The organism is Streptococcus sp. LYSM12 (assembly GCF_004569635.1).
In the GTDB taxonomy this organism is placed as follows: domain Bacteria; phylum Bacillota; class Bacilli; order Lactobacillales; family Streptococcaceae; genus Streptococcus.
This window is the reverse complement of record NZ_SPOZ01000002.1, coordinates 75147-95829: the sequence shown is the minus strand read 5'-3', so window position 1 is coordinate 95829 and position 20683 is coordinate 75147. Positions and strand designations below refer to the sequence as shown.

The window sequence follows — 20683 nt, the reverse complement described above, 5'->3', positions numbered from 1 at the left end:
CAAGTAATCTAGTAAAGAGGCATGTTTTTCCGACTTTTGGTATAATAGAGGGAACAATATTCACAGAGCAAATGATAGAAAGAAGATTCTATGAAATTATATTATGCAGATATTCGTTATCCTTTGACTCCCTTTTTGGCAGAACTGGCAAGGAACTACACACAGATAGGGAGGCGGGTCTTTTACATTGCTCCCAATTCTCTCTCCTTTGAAAAAGAGCGCGCCGTGTTGACTACCTTAAAGGAGAAAGGATCTTTTGATATGGTGGTGACCCGTTTTGAACAGCTGGCGCGCTATTTTACCCTCAATCAGGCTGAGTGGATGAAAACGCTGGATGATACAGGGCTAGCCATGCTCTTTTTCCGACTTTTATCACATATGGATGAAGCGGAATTTCAAGTCTATGGCAAGGTCAAACAGGATATTGCCTTTATCCAGCAACTAGTTACTTTATATCAGGAAATGCAACGGTCTAATCTAACAGTTGCGGACCTGGTACAACTAGAATCATCCGATAAAGAAACGGATTTGGTCAAGCTATTGGCGGCTTTTGAAAAAGTGATGTTGGCGGAACATTTTCAAATTTCTACTAAAATAGCCCAATTTCGCAAGCTTGTTGAAACCGGTCAGCTCGATGAGGAATTAGCAGGTGTTGTCCTTGTTGTGGATGGCTTTACCCGTTTTTCAGCTGAAGAAGAAGCGCTAATTGCAGCATTGAATGAACGTGTGGCGGAATTGGTCATTGCAACCTATGCGAGCCAAAAAGCCTATCAAGCAACGTATATTGAGGGCAATCTCTATCAAGCCGGTGTGGAATTTCTCCGCCATTTGGCGCAAACTTTTCAGACAAATCCTAGCTATCTAGTAGCTTCAGATGAGCTAGATGCTTTTGGAAAGATTTCGAAGAATATTGAAAATCGTTATAATTTTTCTGATTATCAGATAGAATTGACGGCTGAAGATAAAAAAGTTGTTCAGCTATGGGAGGTGACCAACCAGAAAGAGGAAGTTCGTCAGGTGGCACTTGCAATCCGACAGCTACTTCATCAAGGAGTACGATACAAAGATATTGTTGTTCTTTTAGGTGATGTGGAGAGCTATTATTTGCAACTTGGGAAAACCTTTGACCAATATGATATTCCTTACTACTTAGGGAGAGCTGAGGAGATGAGCCATCATCCTTTGGTGCATTTGATTGAGTCTTTGGAGCGCTTAAAGCGTTATCGTTTTAGGACCGAGGATATGCTCAATCTCTTGAAATCAGGCCTCTATCAGCAGTGGTCTCAGGAAACAGTAGATAGGTTTGAGCAGTATCTATTGTTTGCAGATGTCAAGGGGCAGAACCAGTTTGAACGAGCATTTACAGCAGAAAATGGCAGTCGCTACGATTTGAAAGAACTCAACCATATTCGTGAGAAGGTCATGAAACCATTGACAGCCTTTTTTAAGGCTCGTCCTCAATTAGGAAAGAGTCTATTAGGACAGTTTCGCGATTTTTGTGAGGGTATTGCCTTACCAGATAACATGAAAGATCTATCAGCGTCATTCGGAGAGTTGGAGCAGGAAAGGGATGAGCAGGTCTGGAATTGCTTTGTCCATCTCTTAGAGGAGATGAACCAGATTTTTGGGGATGAGAAGCTGACGGTAGCTGATTTTCTAGCCATTTTGCGGGCAGGCATGCTTGCAAGTACTTATCGTATTGTACCTGCGACCGTTGATGTGGTGCGGGTTAAATCCTACGACTTAATTGAACCCCACACAGCCAAGTATGTCTTTGCTATTGGCTTAACCCAGACCAATTTTCCAAAGCTAGCTAAAAATACTAGTTTATTGACCGATGTGGAACGGATGCGGATTAATGAAGCGACAGGTCAGTTTGCTAAGTTTGATGTGATGAGTCGTGAGAATGGGAAGAAAAATCATTTTGCTATGCTGTCGCTACTCAATGCGGCTAGTACGCAGCTAGTTTTGTCGGCTCCGCAGCTTGCTAACGAAGCAGAAGATGGGATGTCTCCCTACTTGCAACTCTTGGAAGATGTGGGGATTCCAAAAGAGGAAAAAGGGAAGACCACTGGTTTTCAGCTGGACGATTTGGCACACTATAAGAGTTTATTAGCTCGGGTGATTGAAGCGAATCGCTTGCCGTTTGATGCGGAGTGGAGTAAGGAAGAGGAAACTTTCTGGTTGGTTGCTATTCGTTACTTGCGCAAGAAATTGGAACAAGAACAGATTGTTATTCCAGCCATTACAGGTGAGATTGAAACCAGTCCATTGGCAGTTGATACACTCGATGTTCTCTATCCAGTAGGAGTGCCACTTGTTTTGTCTGCTTCTAGTTTGACAGACTTTTACCAGAATGAATATGTGTACTTTGTCAAGCATGTCCTACGCTTGAGGGAGCGAGATAGTATTCATCCGGATGCACGCAGTCATGGAAATTTCCTGCACCGGATTTTTGAGCGAGTAACAACGAATGATAGCAATCAATCGTTTGATGAAAAATTACAACAAGCGATAACCGAGACTCGCAAGGAGCCATCTTTTGAAGCACTTTACCAATTCAATGCTGAAAGTCAGTTCTCAGAAGCAGTTTTATTAGACATTGCTCGGGCGACATCCTTGGTCTTACAGGAGGAGCCTGTGACGCAAGTCGTGGCAAATGAAGCCGTCTTTGGCGGAGAACAAGTGCCTTTTTTGACTTTAGAAAAGGGACGGTCTGTCCAAGTAGTGGGGAAGATTGACCGTTTGGATAAGCTAATTTCAAATCAGGCTTTCGGAGTAGTGGATTACAAATCAAGTAGCAAGCAGTTCCACATTGACAAATTTTACAATGGGCTTAGTCCACAGTTGATGACTTACATTGCAGCAGTTCAGCAAATGCCAGAATTTAGCCAGTTAGACAAGGTTTTTGGAGCCATGTATTTGCACATGTTAGACCCGATTGTCAGATTGACAGATACTAAATCAGCGGATCAGGTGCTTGCAAAGGCTTATAAAGCTCTAGTGTATAAGGGATTATTTTTGGAAGAAGAGAGCAATCGCCTCAACCAACTATATGCTAAGACCAAGGCTTCACTTTTTACCCAGCAGGATTTGAACATTATGCTAGCTTACAATCAGACCTTGTATCAGCGAGCAGCAGAGAAGATTGTAGCGGGGCAGTTTGCGGTTAATCCTTATACCGAAGATGGACAATCCGTGGCAGGTGAGCAATTAAAGGCTATTACGGGATTTGAAGCTGATCGTCATTTCTCATTAGCTCGCCCACTGTTGAAAGGTGGCAAGAAAGAGGAGTGGTTAGACAGAATGAGGAAAGGAGTTGCTGATGAAATCTAAGGCATTTTTAAGCTCAGCTGAGATTGCAGTGTTACAGAGAGAAGAAGCCCATTCAGAGAAAGCGCAAAAACGAACACCAGAGCAAATTGAAGCCATTTATACCGATGGGCAAAACGTTCTGGTGTCGGCTTCTGCTGGTTCAGGAAAGACTTTCGTTATGGTGGAGCGGATTTTGGACAAGCTGAAGCGAGGAATTGGTGTGGACCAACTCTTTATTTCGACTTTCACAGTCAAGGCAGCAGGTGAGTTGAGAGAGCGGATTGAACGACAGCTGACCAAGGCTATTTTTGACAGTCAAGATGAGGAGCTAAAGAGGCATTTATCTCGACAGTTGACCGATCTTCCCAATGCTGCTATTGGAACCATGGATGCCTTTACCCAACAGTTGGTGGTGACTTATGGCTATCTTTTAGGCATTGCACCGACTTTTCGAATTTTACAGGATAAAAACGAGCAGGATCTACTTAAACAGGAAGTGTTCTCGGACTTAGTCAGCGATTATATGGCGGGAAAGGATCAGGCAAGCTTTCAGCAACTGGTGCGGAATTTTTCTAATAATCGTAAGGATATGAAAGGATTTCGGGAGGTGGTCTATCAGATCCATACTTTTAGCCAATCGACTAGCAATCCTCAAGAATGGCTAAAGGAAACTTTTTTAAAGGGATATGAGCAGTTTACAACTCTTGCAAGTCTTCCAGTTTCGACTTTTGAAGGACTCTTAGATAGCATGGAACGGGCTGCTAATGATTTGCAGGACGTGACGGATTTGCCTACCTATAAAAAGGAGACCAAGGCTGGTAAACCAACAGTTAATTATACCAAGCATCTGGTGATTATTCGTCAGTTGAGGGAATTGTTGGTGGAGTACGATAGATGCAACGAAATGGAGCAGCTATTAGAAGTGACTGCACAATTGGTGGATATCCTGCCGTCTGGTACAGATGTGACGGTGGCAGGTGAAAAATATCCTGTCTTTAAGGACTTGCAGGTACGCTTGGCTAATTTAAAACACTTGAAAACGGTTCTTAGCTACCAGCCTCAGATGATACCTATCCTCAGTCTTTTGAGAGATTTTGTCCTCGATTTTTCGTACCAATATCTTCAGCGTAAGATGCAGGAAAATAGTTACGAATTTACAGATATTAGTCATTTTGCCATTCAAATATTAGCAGGTTATCCAGAGATTCGTGGACTTTATCAGGCGACCTATCACGAGGTCATGGTCGATGAATATCAGGATAACAATCATATTCAGGAGCGGCTGCTAGACTTATTGTCAAATGGTCATAATCGTTTCATGGTAGGAGATATCAAGCAGTCTATTTACCGTTTTCGTCAAGCAGATCCACGTATTTTCCAAGAGAAATTTGAACTCTATCAAGCAGATCCAACTGCTGGCAAATTAATTCTTCTTAAAGAAAATTTCCGGAGCCAGTGCGAGGTACTGGATGCAACTAATGCAATCTTTACACGTCTTATGGATAAGGCAGTCGGTCAAATCACCTATGACGAGACCCATTGTCTGGTTGCAGGAAGCGAGCGTCAGAAAATTCAACAACCCAATCATCGAATGGAATATTTGATTTACAATACTGACAGTGAAGAGGAAGAGAAGCTAGAACAGGGTGAAGTCAGCGCAGGTGAGGTGGAGCTGGTCGCCAAGGAAATCATTCGATTGCATAATGAAGAACAGGTTGCTTTTTCAGACATTACTTTGCTTGTCTCTTCACGGACACGTAATGAGCGTATTTTGACCAGCTTTGAGCAGCATGGTATCCCATTGGTGTCTGACGGTGGTGAGGCTCATTATCTCAAGTCTTTGGAAGTGATGGTCATGCTGGATACTTTGCGGGTCATTAATAATCCGCTCAACGACTATCCCTTGATTGCCCTCTTGAAATCACCAATGTTTCGCTTGACAGAAGATGAGCTGACACGGATTGCCTTGCAGGCAGATTCGGCTTATTTTTATCAAAAATTTCAGCAGGCTTTGAAAGCTAATGGCGCTCATCCTCAGTTGATTTCCCCTGCCTTGAAGCAAAAGTTAGCCCATATTGAGACTTATCTGGTCAGTTGGAGGCTTTACTCCAAGACCCATTCAATCTATGATTTAATCTGGAAGATTTTCAATGAAAAGTTTTATTATGACTATGTTGGAGCCTTGCCTAATGGTGAAAAGCGCCAAGCAAATCTTTATGCTCTCGGTTTGCGAGCAAATCAGTTTGAAAAGACGGGATTTAAAGGTTTGGCGCGTTTTATCACTATGATTGATAAATTGATTGCTAGCGACAATGATTTGGCAGATATAGAGGTTGCACTTCCGCAAAATGCGGTTCAGCTCATGACGATTCATAAGAGTAAGGGCTTGGAATTTAAGTATGTCTTTCTCCTCAATATGGATAAAGATTTTAGCCGTCAAGAAAGTAGAAGTCCGATTGTCCTCAGTAGAGAAAATGGGATTGGAGCCCAATATTTGGCTGATATGAAAGATAAGTTTGCGACACCGTTGCCTCATGTGCGTGTCCAGATGAACACTCTACCTTATCAGCTTAATCAAGAAGAATTGAAACGTTTGAGCTTATCTGAACAGATGCGTCTGCTCTATGTTGCTATGACACGCGCTGAGCAAAAACTCTATCTGGTCGGAAAAGGAAGTCGGGAAACATTGTCCAATAAATATGACGGTAAGTCTCGTTTTGGTGTATTAGCCCAGTCCACGCGGGAATCGATGACTAATTTTCAGGATTGGATTTTGGCGATTGAAGAAGCTTTTCAGGGACAGGATTTGCATTTCAAAAAGACGTTCGTGGAGGCAGGAGATTTGACCCCAGATAAGATTGGTCAGTTGCTTGTGTCGTCGCATGTGCCAAAAGATGATGTGAAAGATAACCGTCAGTCAGAGGATATTGTAGCTGTTCTGGATCAATTATCAGCTGTTGAAAAGCTCAACCAAGAGTATCGAGCTGCGATTGACTTGCCGAGCGTTCGGACACCTAGTCAGATTAAGAAACTCTATGAGCCTATTCTTACAGATGATGGTCTTGAAATCATGGAAGACTATGTCCCAAATAGGAAATTTGTTCTGCCTGATTTTAGTGACGAGCAGAAAGTGACAGGTGCACAGATTGGTTCTGCTGTCCATGAGTTGATGCAGCGTTTGCCCCTTTTATCGTCTATTACAGCTGATATTGTGGCAGATACGCTCGTACATGTAAATGCAACAGAAGCTGTCAAAGAAAAGATTGATGTGAGTAAGATTGCCGCCTTTTTTGAAATGCCACTTGGTCAGGAAATCTTAGCACAGCAGAATCTGCTTCGTAGGGAGCAGCCCTTTGCTGTCTTGCAACGTGATGCGCATTCTGGGGAAGATTATGTCTTACGGGGGATTATTGATGGCTTTATCCATTATCCAGACCGCATTGTCCTCTTTGATTACAAAACGGATTATTATCAGCATCCGAGCCAGTTAGTTGAGCGTTATCGCGGGCAAATGCAACTCTATGCTGATGCTCTTAAGCAAGTCTACCCGGTAGAAATAGTGGAAAAATACCTCATTTTACTGGGGGGAGAAAAGATTGAGGTTGTTAAATTACCATGAAATAAACAACGGCTATCACGAGTAAGAGGGACTGGTTCAGGAGCACCTAAGTTAGTGTGAAACACGAACAAATATGAGTAAAAAGCTCCATTGGAGCTTTTTAGCCTGCTCCCTGAAAAAAGAGCAGCATTTCATTTCCAACCTTCAACGGCATGGTAGCCATTGAAGCAATCAACCACTGCGTCAACGTAGCTCGGTTAATTAAAGTTAGAAAGCTGGGACATAAGGTCCCAGCCTCTTTTTGTTTTTAGGAGGAGGAAAGCCATGCAGGAGGACAAACAATCATGTGAGAAAAGGAACAATGAGAAGTTCAATGGACTTGCTAGAGAGTTTTTCTCAAAAGGAATTTTATTAAATTTACGTATAGATTCAGGGGATTGGAACATATTTTGCTCATAAAGAATAAGCTGAAAAGGATACTTGATTCTCATTATTTATGCTAGCCAAAATAGCCTAAGCAATGAACCATAGTTGAAGAATGAACTTGTAGCACTTGGGGGGATGAAAAAAACGAATATATAGGAGGAAATACTTTACTTTACATAATAAATCTGTTTTAATTATAGATGGGTAGTTTTCTATAAATCTACTAGTATCGCTTTTCATGTATTTTTATAGAAACTTAGAAAAATTCTAAGCTCAAACGAACATAACAGAACTATAAATTTTAAGACAAAGGTGGTCAATATTGTGATGCAATCATTTTTTAAACAATTAACAAGGTTTCGATTTGGAATTCGCAAGTATAATGTTGGAACTGTATCGGTCTTATTGGGTGTTTCTGCATTTTTGGCATTTCTGCCTATTCAAACTGTTCAGGCTGATGGAGAAAGTGTGGAGGTCAGCTCTGGTCTTGGAGTTGTAGAAGAAAATGCAACAAAGGTGACAGAAGAGCCTAGTGATATAGTGAAGCTTGTCGAAGAAAAAAATGAGGATAAGATTTCGGAAGATTCAACAGGATTAAATTCTGTCATGGCTGAAACTGAAAACGCTTCAATTTCTAGTCTTCTCTTATCCCACAAGGTATCTGTCCAAGATCTTTCAAAGTTGACAGCTGAAGAGAAAGCTCAGATTGAGGCGGAGATTCGAAAAAGTAACCAAGAATTGCCAGCAGCTTCTGTAGTTACTGTAGCTGATAATGGTCAAGTTACAGTTTCTCTACCGAATGGAACTCAGCTTACCTTAGTAGCTAGCCAGGTAGTGGAGCAGGGAGTGAGTCCAGTTTCTGATTCTCGTTCAGATCAACCGGTATCAGAAATTCCAGCATTGCCACTTCCTAGTCAGGAAGAACCAATAGCAGCTGATTCACTACCTCAAACAGGAAACTCAGCTATTGTAGAGAATAAGGACAATCAAGCAAAAGAGTTAAAACGAGAGGAAACAATTGCATCCGCTAACAAGTTAGCACTTGCTGATGCTACAGTTGTGGAAAAAGTAAAGCAGGCAAGTAAGGAAGTGGAAAGAGTAGAGGCTGCAACAACTCCACAGATTACACCAGATGAGGTGCGAGAAAGAGGTCGTCGTGTCAGAAGATCCGCCTTACGAAATGCAACTCCAGCAGCGAATTCAAATCCTAGTGAAAACTATAGAAAATATGTTGGGACAAGCGTTGAACGTTTGAAAAATCAGATTGTCTTCTTAGATTTCAATGATAAAAGAGCCTTGACCAATGTGGGACCGAATAATACCTTGCAAGTGGGAACACGCTTTGTCAAGGAAATTGTACCAGGTTATACCATTACACTCGAAGTGACTAAGCTCCGTCCTTTTAATGCGACAGATTTATATCGTCAACGTGGTGGAAAGAACTATAATGCCAATGCGACCAATCGTAATAACAACACGAACGCACCTGCTTCCATTATCCTAACAACCCAAGATCAGAATTATTCTGCTGCTAAAAATGCAGGTTTGGATACTCGGGGAAAAACGGTTATCCAATCGCAAAATGATGGGGATAATGTAGGGGTGGAGTTCTCAATTAAGGCTAATTTGAATGGTCGGGAGGTTCCTGCTAATGTTGTCTTGATGACTGGTGAGGAGCCGACAGAGCACGAGCTAGAGCTCTATACAACAGATGGTCAACCCTTTGAGCTTTTGACAGAATTATCTGGTCCCAGAACAACGAGTTCGTATAAACCGGTGGATAATCCCTGGGCTGCTCCAAATAGTGCAAAATATACAACTGGATCTTTCTGGAATCGCGTCACCAAGATTGATGAGGGTTGGCTCAATACCCAAGTGACCCCAGCAACGCAGCAGACAAGTACGAGAGATGGTGTAACTTATACAGATGGATTGGGAACACGAGTTTTTGGACCGATTATCGCCAAAAATCATACCTATTCAGTACCTGTTGTCTTAACGAAAGACGCTCGTAACGTTGGTGTCTACTTGAATTCTACTGGAAAACAAGGGGCAATGATTGGGTTTGTGATTTTTGATACTGGAGATGCCCCAGCCTCCTACGGTGAAGCTCGTCATACCATCTTTAAAGGTGTAGGGCAAAACTTACAACAACCCTATCTAGGAACGACTCCCCCAGATACTGATATAGCGAGCAATACTGCTAGTGCAGCACCTTGGGAGGGAGATGACCGAACTGGTACTGCTGATGAAGGGACACGTCAGCTCTTAGGAAATGGGGAGATTCTGGATAAGAATGGTGTCAATACCCAAGGAAATTATCCTCTTCAAAAGGCTGGAGAGTCTGAGTATCGCTTGACAGTTTTAGCAAGTAAAAATGGTAATGCAACTGCCTATGCTAGAGCCTTTATTGATTTTAATGCTGACGGTCGTTTTGATGGTGCAGTAGAGTCTTCAGATATTGTCCAAGTAACAGGGGATAATCAGAAAGTGACCTTTACTTTCCGAGGAATTCCTCAAAACGTAGATGTTACGAAGATGGTTCTTGGGGGACGGGTGCGAATTGCGCTGGATCGTAACGATATTGAAAACCCTACTGGAACCGCCTATTCTGGTGAGGTGGAAGACTTCCAAATTCAACAAACTATTCCACCGAGAGGAAGTAAGAAAGAAACTCGGGGCAAAAAGGGTGAGCAGCAATCTACAACTGTAACCTTTACCGCCTATGGAAAACGTTCCTATAATGTTAATGCTGCCAACCGTTTGGATACAAGCAGACCCTATAAATTTGTAGTCAATGGTCAAGTATCTGATAACACAACTTTGAATGTAGCAGGTCAAGGTGTTTATAGCTTAAATCCGCAAAGCGGAGCTATTACGTTTACTCCTGAGGCTGATTTCGTAGGAAAGGCTACTGGAGTAGTTATCCGAGCTTGGGATGAGAACGGGGCTGATACAGGTTGGACAGCAGAAGCCCGTTCAGGTTTAGCTAATATCAATACTATCAGTGGACAAACCATGGATGCGGTTTACATCCCAGAAGTACTCATTCCAGATATTAGGGTCTCTAACAAAGAAACTAGTGGTTTACAAGGGCAGGCTCAAAGTGCTGAGTTTGTTTTCCAAAGAACGGATGATCAGTCTAGAGTCAATCCTAGCCTTGCCTATCCAGTAAAACTTCTAGCACCAGGAGCTAATTCTCCTACTACAACTCCTGTTGCTGTGAGTGGACAAGGTGTTTATACTGTTGATGGAACGACAGGGCAAGTGATCTTTACTCCTGAAAAAAGTTTTGTTGGAACGGCTACTCCTGTTCGAGTTCAGCTAACTACTAGTGTGGGATTAGATAAGAATGGAACTCCAATTCTAAGAACAGCCACGGGTACCTACACTCCAACAGTAAGAGTTGTTACTCCAAGTGGTAGAGATGTCACGACGACAGGTGAACAAGGTCAAGTACAGTCTGAACTAGTTCCTTTCACTCCAGGTGATGCCTCTGTACCAATGGATGATACTCAAGCAGCGACATTTGTAGATGGAACAACGTCCAAGACAATCGTAGGTGAAGGAAGCTATACCCTTGCTGCAGATGGTCGAGTGACCTTTACTCCTGAAAAGAGTTTTGTAGGTTTAGGAACCAAGCTTCAAGTGGTTCGTAGAGATGTGAACGGGACACAGGCAACAGGAAGCTATCAGGCAACCGTTAGACCTGATGAAACGAAACCGACCGTTGAACCACTTGAGAACCGCCTATTTGAGAAAAACAGTTCAGTTGATATTACTCCACAAGTAGCTGATAATATTGGGGTTAAGGCTGTTACTGTAAGCGGATTACCAGCTGGTCTGACTGCCAATGCTCAAGGAAAGATTACAGGAAGAATTACAGCACCTCCAGGAACTTATACTGTTACGATTACAGCTGAAGATACGACTGGAAATAGATCAGATGCGCAAACTTTCACAATAACCGTTGTAGATAAGAGTCAGCTAGTTGCTAAGGTTGATGAACAAAATACTGTTAAGTCAACTCTTAACTATGAGAAAGCTGATCCAGATAAAAAAGCAGCTTACGATGCAGCTCTTCAAGAGGGACAAACAGTTTTAAATAATCCTGATTCAGATCAAGCTGCGATTGATCAAGCTATTCAAGCGATTGAGAATGCAAAGACAGCGCTAAACGGTGAGGTTAATGGAAATAAGGATAATGCTAAATCTGAACTTGACAATGCAGCAGCAGCTAAGAAGACTGCTATTGATGCCCGCACAGATTTAACAGACGAGGAAAAAGCAGCGGCTAAGGAAGATGTAGAACGCAAGGCACAAACTGCTAAAGATGCAATCGATGCGGCAACTAGTAACGATGCTGTAGAAAGTGCAAAGACAGACGGCTCCACCGCTATTTCTTCGGTAAATCCAGTTGCCACTGCTAAGAATGCCGCTAAGTCAGAGATAGATACTGCAGCTGATGCTAAGAAGACTGCTATTGACGCTCGCACAGACTTGACAGACGAGGAAAAAGCAGCAGCTAAGGCTCAAATAGATGAAGAAGCTCGGAAAGCCAAAGCAGCGATTGACGCGGCAACTAGCAACGATGCTGTAGATACTGCAAAGACAGCTGGTACGCAAAGCATTAGTAGTGTTAACCCAGCAGCGACTGCTAAGGACACTGCTAAATCAGAAATCGATGCAGCAGCTACTACTAAAAAGTCAGAGATTGAAGCTCGTACAGATTTAACAGACGAGGAAAAAGTCGCAGCTAAGGCTCAAGTAGATGAAGAAGCTCGGAAAGCCAAGGAAGCGATTGATAATGCAAGAACTGAAGACGCAGTAAACAAGGCTAAGACAGACGGCTCCACCGCTATTTCTTCGGTAAATCCAGTTGCCACTGCTAAGAATGCTGCTAAGTCAGAGATAGATACCGCAGCTGATGCTAAGAAGACTGCTATTGAAGATCGCACAGACTTAACAGACGAGGAAAAAGCAACTGCTAAGGCACAGGTTGATGCAGCAGCTAAACAAGCCAAGGAAGCGATTGACGCGGCAACTAGCAACGATGCTGTAGATACTGCAAAGACAGCTGGTACGCAAAGCATTAGTAGTATCAACCCAGCAGCGACTGCTAAGGATGCCGCTAAGTCAGAGATAGATACCGCAGCTGATGCTAAGAAGACTGCTATTGATGCTCGCACAGACTTAACAGACGAGGAAAAAGCAACTGCTAAGGCACAGGTTGATGCAGAAGTTAAGAAAGCTAAGGATGCAATCGATGCGGCAACTAGCAACGATGCTGTAGAAAGTGCTAAGACAGCTGGCACGCAAAGCATAGGTGCTATCAACCCAGCAGCGACTGCTAAGGACACTGCTAAATCAGAAGTCGATGCAGCAGCTAATGCTAAAAAGGCAGAGATTGAAGCTCGTACAGATTTAACAGACGAAGAAAAAGTAGCTGCTAAGGCACAAGTAGATGAAGAAGCTCGTAAAGCCAAGGCAGCGATTGACGCGGCAACTACCAATGAAGCCGTAGATACTGCTAAGACAACTGGCACGCAAAGCATTAGTAGTATTAACCCAGCAGCGACTGCTAAGGATGCCGCTAAGTCAGATATTGATACTGCAGCAGCAGAGAAGAAAGCAGCAATTGATACTCGCTCAGATTTAACAGATGAGGAAAAAGCAGCCGCTAAGGCGCAAGTAAATGCAGAAGTTAAGAAAGCTAAGGATGCAATCGATGCGGCAACTAGCAACGATGCTGTAGAAAGTGCTAAGACAGCTGGCACGCAAAGCATAGGTGCTATCAACCCAGCAGCGACTGCTAAGAATGCCGCTAAGTCAGAGATAGATACTGCAGCTGATACTAAGAAGACTGCTATTGACGCTCGCACAGACTTGACAGACGAGGAAAAAGCAACTGCTAAGGCACAAGTAGATGCAGAAGTTAAGAAAGCTAAGGATGCAATCGATGCGGCAACGACCAATGAAGCTGTAGCTACTGCTAAGACAGCTGGCACAGACGCAATCACTGCTATCAATCCAGCAGCGACTGCTAAGGATGCTGCTAAATCAGAAGTCGATGCAGTAGCTAATGCTAAAAAGGCAGAGATTGAAGCTCGTACAGATTTAACAGACGAAGAAAAAGTCGCAGCTAAGGAAGATGTAGATCGCAAGGCACAAACTGCCAAATCAGCGATTGATAATGCAAGAACTGAAGATGCAGTAAACAAGGCTAAGACAGACGGCTCCACCGCTATATCTTCGGTAAATCCGGTTGCCACTGCTAAGAATGCTGCTAAGTCAGAGATAGATACTGCAGCTGATGCTAAGAAGACTGCTATTGACGCTCGCCCAGACTTAACAAATGAGGAAAAAGCAGCTGCCAAGGCGCAAGTTGATGCAGAAGTTAAGAAAGCTAAGGATGCAATCGATGCGGCAACGACCAATGAAGCTGTAGATACCGCTAAGGCAGACGGCACACAAAGCATTGGTGCTATCAATCCAGTAGCTGATACTAAGAACACTGCTAAGTCCGACATTGATACTGCAGCAGCAGAGAAGAAAGCAGCAATTGACGGTCGCTCAGATTTAACAGACGAGGAAAAAACAGCTGCCAAGGCGCAAGTTGATGCAGAAGTGAAGAAAGCTAAGGATGCGATCGATGCAGCAACAACCAATGAAGCTGTAGAAAGTGCTAAGACAGCTGGTACAGAAGCTATCACTGCTATTAATCCAGCAGCGACTGCTAAGGACACTGCTAAATCTGACATAGATGCAGCAGCTGATGCTAAGAAGACTGCTATTGATGCTCGCACAGACTTGACAGACGAGGAAAAAGCAACTGCTAAGGCTCAAGTAGATGAAGAAGTTCGTAAAGCCAAGGAAGCGATTGATGCGGCAACTAGCAACGATGCTGTAGAAAGTGCTAAGACAGCTGGCACGCAAAGCATTAGTAATATCAACCCAGCAGCGACTGCTAAGAATGCCGCTAAGTCAGAGATAGATACTGCAGCTGATACTAAGAAGACTGCTATTGACGCTCGCCCAGACTTGACAGACGAGGAAAAAGCAGCCGCTAAGGCGCAAGTAGATGAAGAAGCTCGTAAAGCCAAGGAAGCGATTGATGCAGCAACTAGCAACGATGCTGTAGATACTGCTAAGACAACTGGTACGCAAAGCATTAGTAGTATCAACCCAGCAGCGACTGCTAAGGATGCTGCTAAGTCAGAGATAGATACTGCAGCTGATGCTAAGAAGACTGCTATTGACGCTCGCACAGACTTAACAAATGAGGAAAAAGCAGCTGCCAATGCGCAAGTTGATGCAGAAGTTAAGAAAGCTAAGGATGCAATCGATGCGGCAACCACCAATGAAGCTGTAGATACCGCTAAGGCAGACGGCACACAAAGCATTGGTGCTATCAATCCAGTAGCTGATACTAAGAACACTGCTAAGTCAGATATTGATACTGCAGCAGCAGAGAAGAAAGCAGCAATTGATACTCGCTCAGATTTAACAGACGAGGAAAAAGCAGCTGCCAATGCGCAAGTTGATGCAGAAGTTAAGAAAGCTAAGGATGCGATCGATGCAGCAACCACCAATGAAGCTGTAGATACCGCTAAGGCAGATGGCACACAAAGTATTGGTGCTATCAATCCAGAGGCGACCACTAAGAACACTGCTAAATCCGATATAGATGCAGCAGCTACTACTAAAAAGGCAGAGATTGACGCTCGCCCAGACTTGACAGCTGAGGAAAAAGCAGCCGCTAAGGAAGATGTGGAACGTAAGGCACAAACTGCCAAAGATGCAATCGATGCAGCAACTAGCAATGATGCTGTAGAAAGTGCTAAGACATCTGGCACGCAAAGTATTGGTGCTATCAATCCAGCAGCTGATGCTAAGAACACTGCTAAGTCAGAAATCGATACTGTAGCAGCCACTAAGAAAGCGGAAATTGATGCCCGTCCAGACTTGACAGACGAGGAAAAAGCAGCCGCTAAGGCACAAGTAGATGAAGAAGCTAGGAAAGCCAAGGATGCAATTGATGCGGCCACGACCAATGCAGGTGTAGCGGACGCTAAGACCGCTGGTACAGACGCAATCACCGCTATTAATCCAGAAGCGACTGCTAAGAATACTGCTAAGTCTGACATTGATACTGTAGCAGCAGAGAAGAAAGCAGCAATTGACGCTCGTCCAGACTTGACAGCTGAAGAAAAAGCTACAGCTAAGGAAGATGTAGAACGTAAGGCACAAACTGCCAAGGATGCGATCGATGCGGCAACTAGCAACGATGCTGTAGAAAGTGCTAAGGCATCTGGTACAGCAGCAATCACTGCTATCAATCCAGCAGCTGATGCTAAGAACACTGCTAAATCAGAAGTAGATGCAGCAGCTACTACTAAAAAGGCAGAGATTGACGCCCGCTCAGATTTAACAGACGAGGAAAAAGCAGCCGCTAAGGAAGATGTGGAACGTAAGGCACAAACTACCAAAGATGCAATCGATGCAGCAACTAGCAATGATGCTGTAGAAAGTGCTAAGACATCTGGCACGCAAAGTATTGGTGCTATCAATCCAGAGGCGATTACTAAGAACACTGCTAAATCCGATATAGATGCAGCAGCTAATGCTAAAAAGGCAGAGATTGACGCTCGCCCAGACTTGACAGCTGAGGAAAAAACAGCTGCCAATGCGCAAGTAGATGCAGAAGTTAAGAAAGCTAAGGATGCAATTGATGCGGCAACTAGCAATGATACTGTAGCTACCGCCAAGACAGCTGGTACGCAAAGCATTAATGCTATCAATCCAGAAGCAACGGCTAAGAATACCGCTAAGTCTGACATAGATGCAGCAGCTAATGCTAAAAAGGCAGAGATTGACGCTCGTCCAGACTTGACAGCTGAAGAAAAAGCTACAGCTAAGGAAGATGTAGAACGTAAGGCACAAACTGCCAAGGATGCGATCGATGCGGCAACTAGCAACGATGCTGTAGAAAGTGCTAAGACCGCTGGTACAGACGTAATCACTGCTATTAATCCAGAAGCGACTGCTAAGAATACTGCTAAGTCTGACATTGATACTGCAGCAGCAGCTAAGAAAGCAGCAATTGACGCTCGCCCAGATTTAACAGCTGAGGAAAAAGCAGCCGCTAAGGCTCAAGTAGATGCAGAAGTTAAGAAAGCTAAGGAAGCGATTGATGCAGCAACCACCAATGAAGCTGTAGATACCGCTAAGGCAGACGGCACGCAAAGCATTAATGCTATCAATCCAGCAGCTGATGCTAAGAACACTGCTAAGTCAGATATTGATACTGTAGCAGCAGAGAAGAAAGCAGCAATTGACGCTCGCCCAGACTTGACAGCTGAGGAAAAAGCAGCCGCTAAGGAAGATGTGGAACGTAAGGCACAAACTGCCAAAGATGCGATTGATGCGGCCACGACCAATGCAGATGTAACGGATGCTAAGACAGCTGGTACAGAAGCTATCACTGCTATTAACCCAGCAGCGACCACTAAGAACACTGCTAAATCCGATATAGATGCAGCAGCTACTACTAAAAAGGCAGAGATTGACGCTCGCCCAGACTTGACAGCTGAGGAAAAAGCAGCCGCTAAGGAAGATGTGGAACGTAAGGCACAAACCGCCAAAGATGCGATTGATGCGGCCACGACCAATGCAGATGTAACGGATGCTAAGGCAGACGGCACGCAAAGCATTAATGCTATCAATCCAGCAGCTGATGCTAAGAACACTGCTAAGTCAGATATTGATACTGCAGCAGCAGCTAAGAAAGCAGCAATTGATACTCGCTCAGACTTAACAAATGAGGAAAAAGCAGCTGCCAAGGCACAAGTAGATGAAGAAGCTCGTAAAGCCAAGGAAGCGATTGATGCGGCCACGACCAATGCAGGTGTAACGGATGCTAAGACCGCTGGTACAGACGTAATCACTGCTATCAATCCAGAAGCGACTGCTAAGAATACTGCTAAGTCTGACATTGATACTGCAGCAGCAGCTAAGAAAGCAGCAATTGACGCTCGCCCAGATTTAACAGCTGAGGAAAAAGCAACTGCCAAGGCACAAGTAGATGCAGAAGTTAAGAAAGCTAAGGAAGCGATTGATGCAGCAACCACCAATGAAGCTGTAGAAAGTGCCAAGACAGCTGGTACGCAAAGCATTAATGCTATCAATCCAGCAGCTGATGCTAAGAACACTGCTAAGTCAGATATTGATACTGTAGCAGCAGAGAAGAAAGCAGCAATTGACGCTCGCACAGACTTGACAGCTGAGGAAAAAGCAGCCGCTAAGGAAGATGTGGAACGTAAGGCACAAACTGCCAAAGATGCGATTGATGCGGCCACGACCAATGCAGATGTAACGGATGCTAAGACTGCTGGTATAGACGCAATCACTGCTATCAATCCAGCAGCGACTGCTAAGAACACTGCTAAATCCGATATAGATGCGGCAGCTAATGCTAAGAAAGCAGCAATTGACGCTCGCACAGACTTGACAGACGAGGAAAAAGCAGCCGCTAAGGAAGATGTGGAACGTAAGGCACAAACTGCTAAAGACGCAGTCGATGCGGCCACGACTAATGCAGGTGTAACGGACGCTAAGACCGCCGGTACAGCAGCAATCACTGCTATCAATCCAGAAGCAACGGCTAAGAATACTGCTAAGTCCGACATCGATGCGGTAGCAGCAGCTAAGAAAGCAGAAATTGATGCTCGCTCAGATTTAACAGACGAGGAGAAAGCAACTGCTAAGGCACAAGTAGATGAAGAAGCTCGTAAAGCCAAGGAAGCGATTGGTGCGGCCACGACCAATGCAGGTGTAACGGACGCTAAGACAGCTGGTACAGATGCAATCACTGCTATCAATCCAGAAGCGACTGCTAAGAATACCGCTAAGTCCGACATAGATGCAGCAGCTAATGCTAAAAAGGCAGAGATTGACGCTCGTCCAGACTTGACAGCTGAGGAAAAAGCAGCCGCCAAGGCGCAAGTTGATGCAGAAGTAAAGAAAGCTAAGGATGCGATCGATGCAGCAACTAGCAATGATGCTGTAGAAAGTGCTAAGACAACTGGCACGCAAAGCATTAATACTATCAATCCAGAAGCGACTGCTAAGAATACCGCTAAGTCCGACATAGATGCAGCAGCTAATGCTAAAAAGGCAGAGATTGACGCTCGTCCAGACTTGACAGCTGAGGAAAAAGCAGCCGCTAAGGCACAAGTAGATGCAGTAGCTAAACAAGCTAAGGATGCGATCGATGCGGCCACGACCAATGCAGGTGTAGCGGACGCTAAGACCGCTGGTACAGCAGCAATCACTGCTATCAATCCAGAAGCAACGGCTAAGAACACTGCTAAGTCCGACATAGATGCAGCAGCTAATGCTAAAAAGGCAGAGATTGACGCTCGTCCAGACTTGACAGCTGAGGAAAAAGCAGCCGCTAAGGCACAAGTAGATGAAGAAGTTCGGAAAGCTAAGGATACAATAGATGCAGCAACCACTGATGCAGGTGTAGCGGATGCTAAGACTGCTGGTATAGACGCAATCACTGCTATCGCTCCAGAAGCAACGGCTAAGAATACCGCTAAGTCCGACATAGATGCGGTAGCAGCAGCTAAGAAAGCAGCAATTGACGCTCGTCCAGACTTGACAGACGAGGAAAAAGCAGCCGCTAAGGCACAAGTAGATGAAGAAGCTAGGAAAGCCAAGGATGCAATTGATGCGGCCACGACCAATGCAGGTGTAGCGGACGCTAAGACCGCTGGTACAGCAGCAATCACTGCTATCAATCCAGAAGCGACTGCTAAGAACACTGCTAAGTCCGACATCGATGCGGCAGCTAATGCTAAGAAAGCAGCAATTGACGCTCGCACAGACTTGACAGACGAGGAAAAAGCAACTGCTAAGGCACAGGTTGATGCAGAAGTTAAGAAAGCTAAGGATGCGATCGATGCGGCCACGACCAATGCAGGTGTAACGGACGCTAATACAGCTGGTACAGCAGCAATCACTGCTATTAATCCAGCAGCGACTGCTAAGAATACTGCTAAGTCTGACATTGATACTGTAGCAGCAGAGAAGAAAGCAGGAATTGACGCTCGCTCAGATTTAACAGACGAGGAAAAAGCAGCCGCTAAGGCACAAGTAGATGAAGAAGTTCGGAAAGCTAAGGATGCAATCGATGCAGCAACCACTAATGCAGGTGTAACGGACGCTAATACAGCTGGTACAGATGCAATCACTGCTATTAATCCAGAAGCAACGGCTAAGAATACCGCTAAGTCCGACATAGATGTGGCAGCTAATGCTAAGAAAGCAGCAATTGACGCTCGCACAGACTTGACAGACGAGGAAAAAGCAGCCGCTAAGGAAGATGTGGAACGTAAGGCACAAACTGCCAAAGATGCGATTGATGCGGCAACGACTAATGCAGGTGTAACGGATGCTAAGACATCTGGTACAGCAGCAATCACTGCTATCAATCCAGAAGCAACGGCTAAGAATACCGCTAAGTCCGACATCGATGCAGCAGCTAATGCTAAAAAGGCAGAGATTGACGCTCGTCCAGACTTGACAGCTGAGGAAAAAGCAGCCGCTAAGGCACAAGTAGATGCAGTAGCTAAACAAGCTAAGGATGCAATAGATGCAGCAACCACTAATGCAGGTGTAACGGACGCTACGACCGCTGGTATAGATGCAATCACTGCTATCAATCCAGAAGCGACTGCTAAGAATACCGCTAAGTCCGACATCGATGCAGCAGCTAATGCTAAAAAGGCAGAGATTGACGCTCGTCCAGACTTGACAGCTGAGGAAAAAGCAGCCGCTAAGGAAGAGGTGGAACGCAAGGCACAAACTGCCAAAGATGCGATTGATGCGGCAACGACTAATGCAGGTGTAGCGGATGCTAAGACAGCTGGTATAGACGCAATCACTGCTATTAATCCAGAAGCGACTGCTAAGAATATCGCTAAGTCCGACATCGATGCGGCGGCAGCCGCTAAGAAAGCGGAAATTGACGCCCGCTCAGATTTGACAGCTGAAGAAAAAGCGGCAGCTAAGGCACAAGTAGATGAAGAAGTTCGGAAAGCTAAGGACGCAATTGACCAGGCAAAAACTCTTGCAGAAGTCAATAGTGGTCTAGAAAGAGGTCTAATCGCTATCGCGCAGATTAATCCAGTAGCTTCTCAAAAAGCCTCTAAGAATACTGATACAAGAACCTTACCAAATACTGGAGATACAGGTACAGAATCACTCGCTGTGCTGGGAGGAGTGATGGCTTTACTTGGTATCTTACCGATTCTTGGTAAAAAGAAAAAAGAGGAAGAATAAAAGTTCTTATTAGATAAATCTTTCCTTTCTCTTTAT

The 20683-nt window shown here is 44.4% G+C and carries 3 protein-coding genes; all 3 read left to right on the top strand.

The features are described 5' to 3' along the window. Positions 1–90 precede the first annotated feature (90 nt). The 3 genes from rexB to E4T79_RS01000 all read left to right on the top strand — a co-directional run bounded on the left by rexB (position 91) and on the right by E4T79_RS01000 (position 20647). Positions 91–3336: an ATP-dependent nuclease subunit B gene (gene rexB / locus E4T79_RS01010; protein ID WP_135026876.1), complete on the top strand. Its 3246-nt coding sequence runs from the start codon at positions 91–93 to the stop codon at positions 3334–3336. Further along, positions 3326–6934, top strand: coding sequence for a helicase-exonuclease AddAB subunit AddA (gene addA / locus E4T79_RS01005; RefSeq protein ID WP_135026875.1), 3609 nt, complete (start codon positions 3326–3328; stop codon positions 6932–6934). The genes rexB and addA overlap by 11 nt, the downstream gene beginning before the upstream one ends. Before the next feature lie 693 nt (positions 6935–7627). Beyond that, positions 7628–20647 (top strand): DUF1542 domain-containing protein, encoded by a 13020-nt coding sequence (locus E4T79_RS01000; RefSeq protein ID WP_228063750.1) that lies wholly within the window; start codon positions 7628–7630, stop codon positions 20645–20647. The last annotated feature ends 36 nt before the right edge of the window (positions 20648–20683 follow it).

Excerpts from the sequence above, each read along its gene's own strand:
- rexB (WP_135026876.1), top strand. The coding sequence starts at position 91 with ATGAAATTATATTATGCAGATATTCGTTATCCTTTGACTCCCTTTTTG.
- addA (WP_135026875.1), top strand. The coding sequence starts at position 3,326 with ATGAAATCTAAGGCATTTTTAAGCTCAGCTGAGATTGCAGTGTTACAG.
- E4T79_RS01000 (WP_228063750.1), top strand. The coding sequence starts at position 7,628 with ATGCAATCATTTTTTAAACAATTAACAAGGTTTCGATTTGGAATTCGC.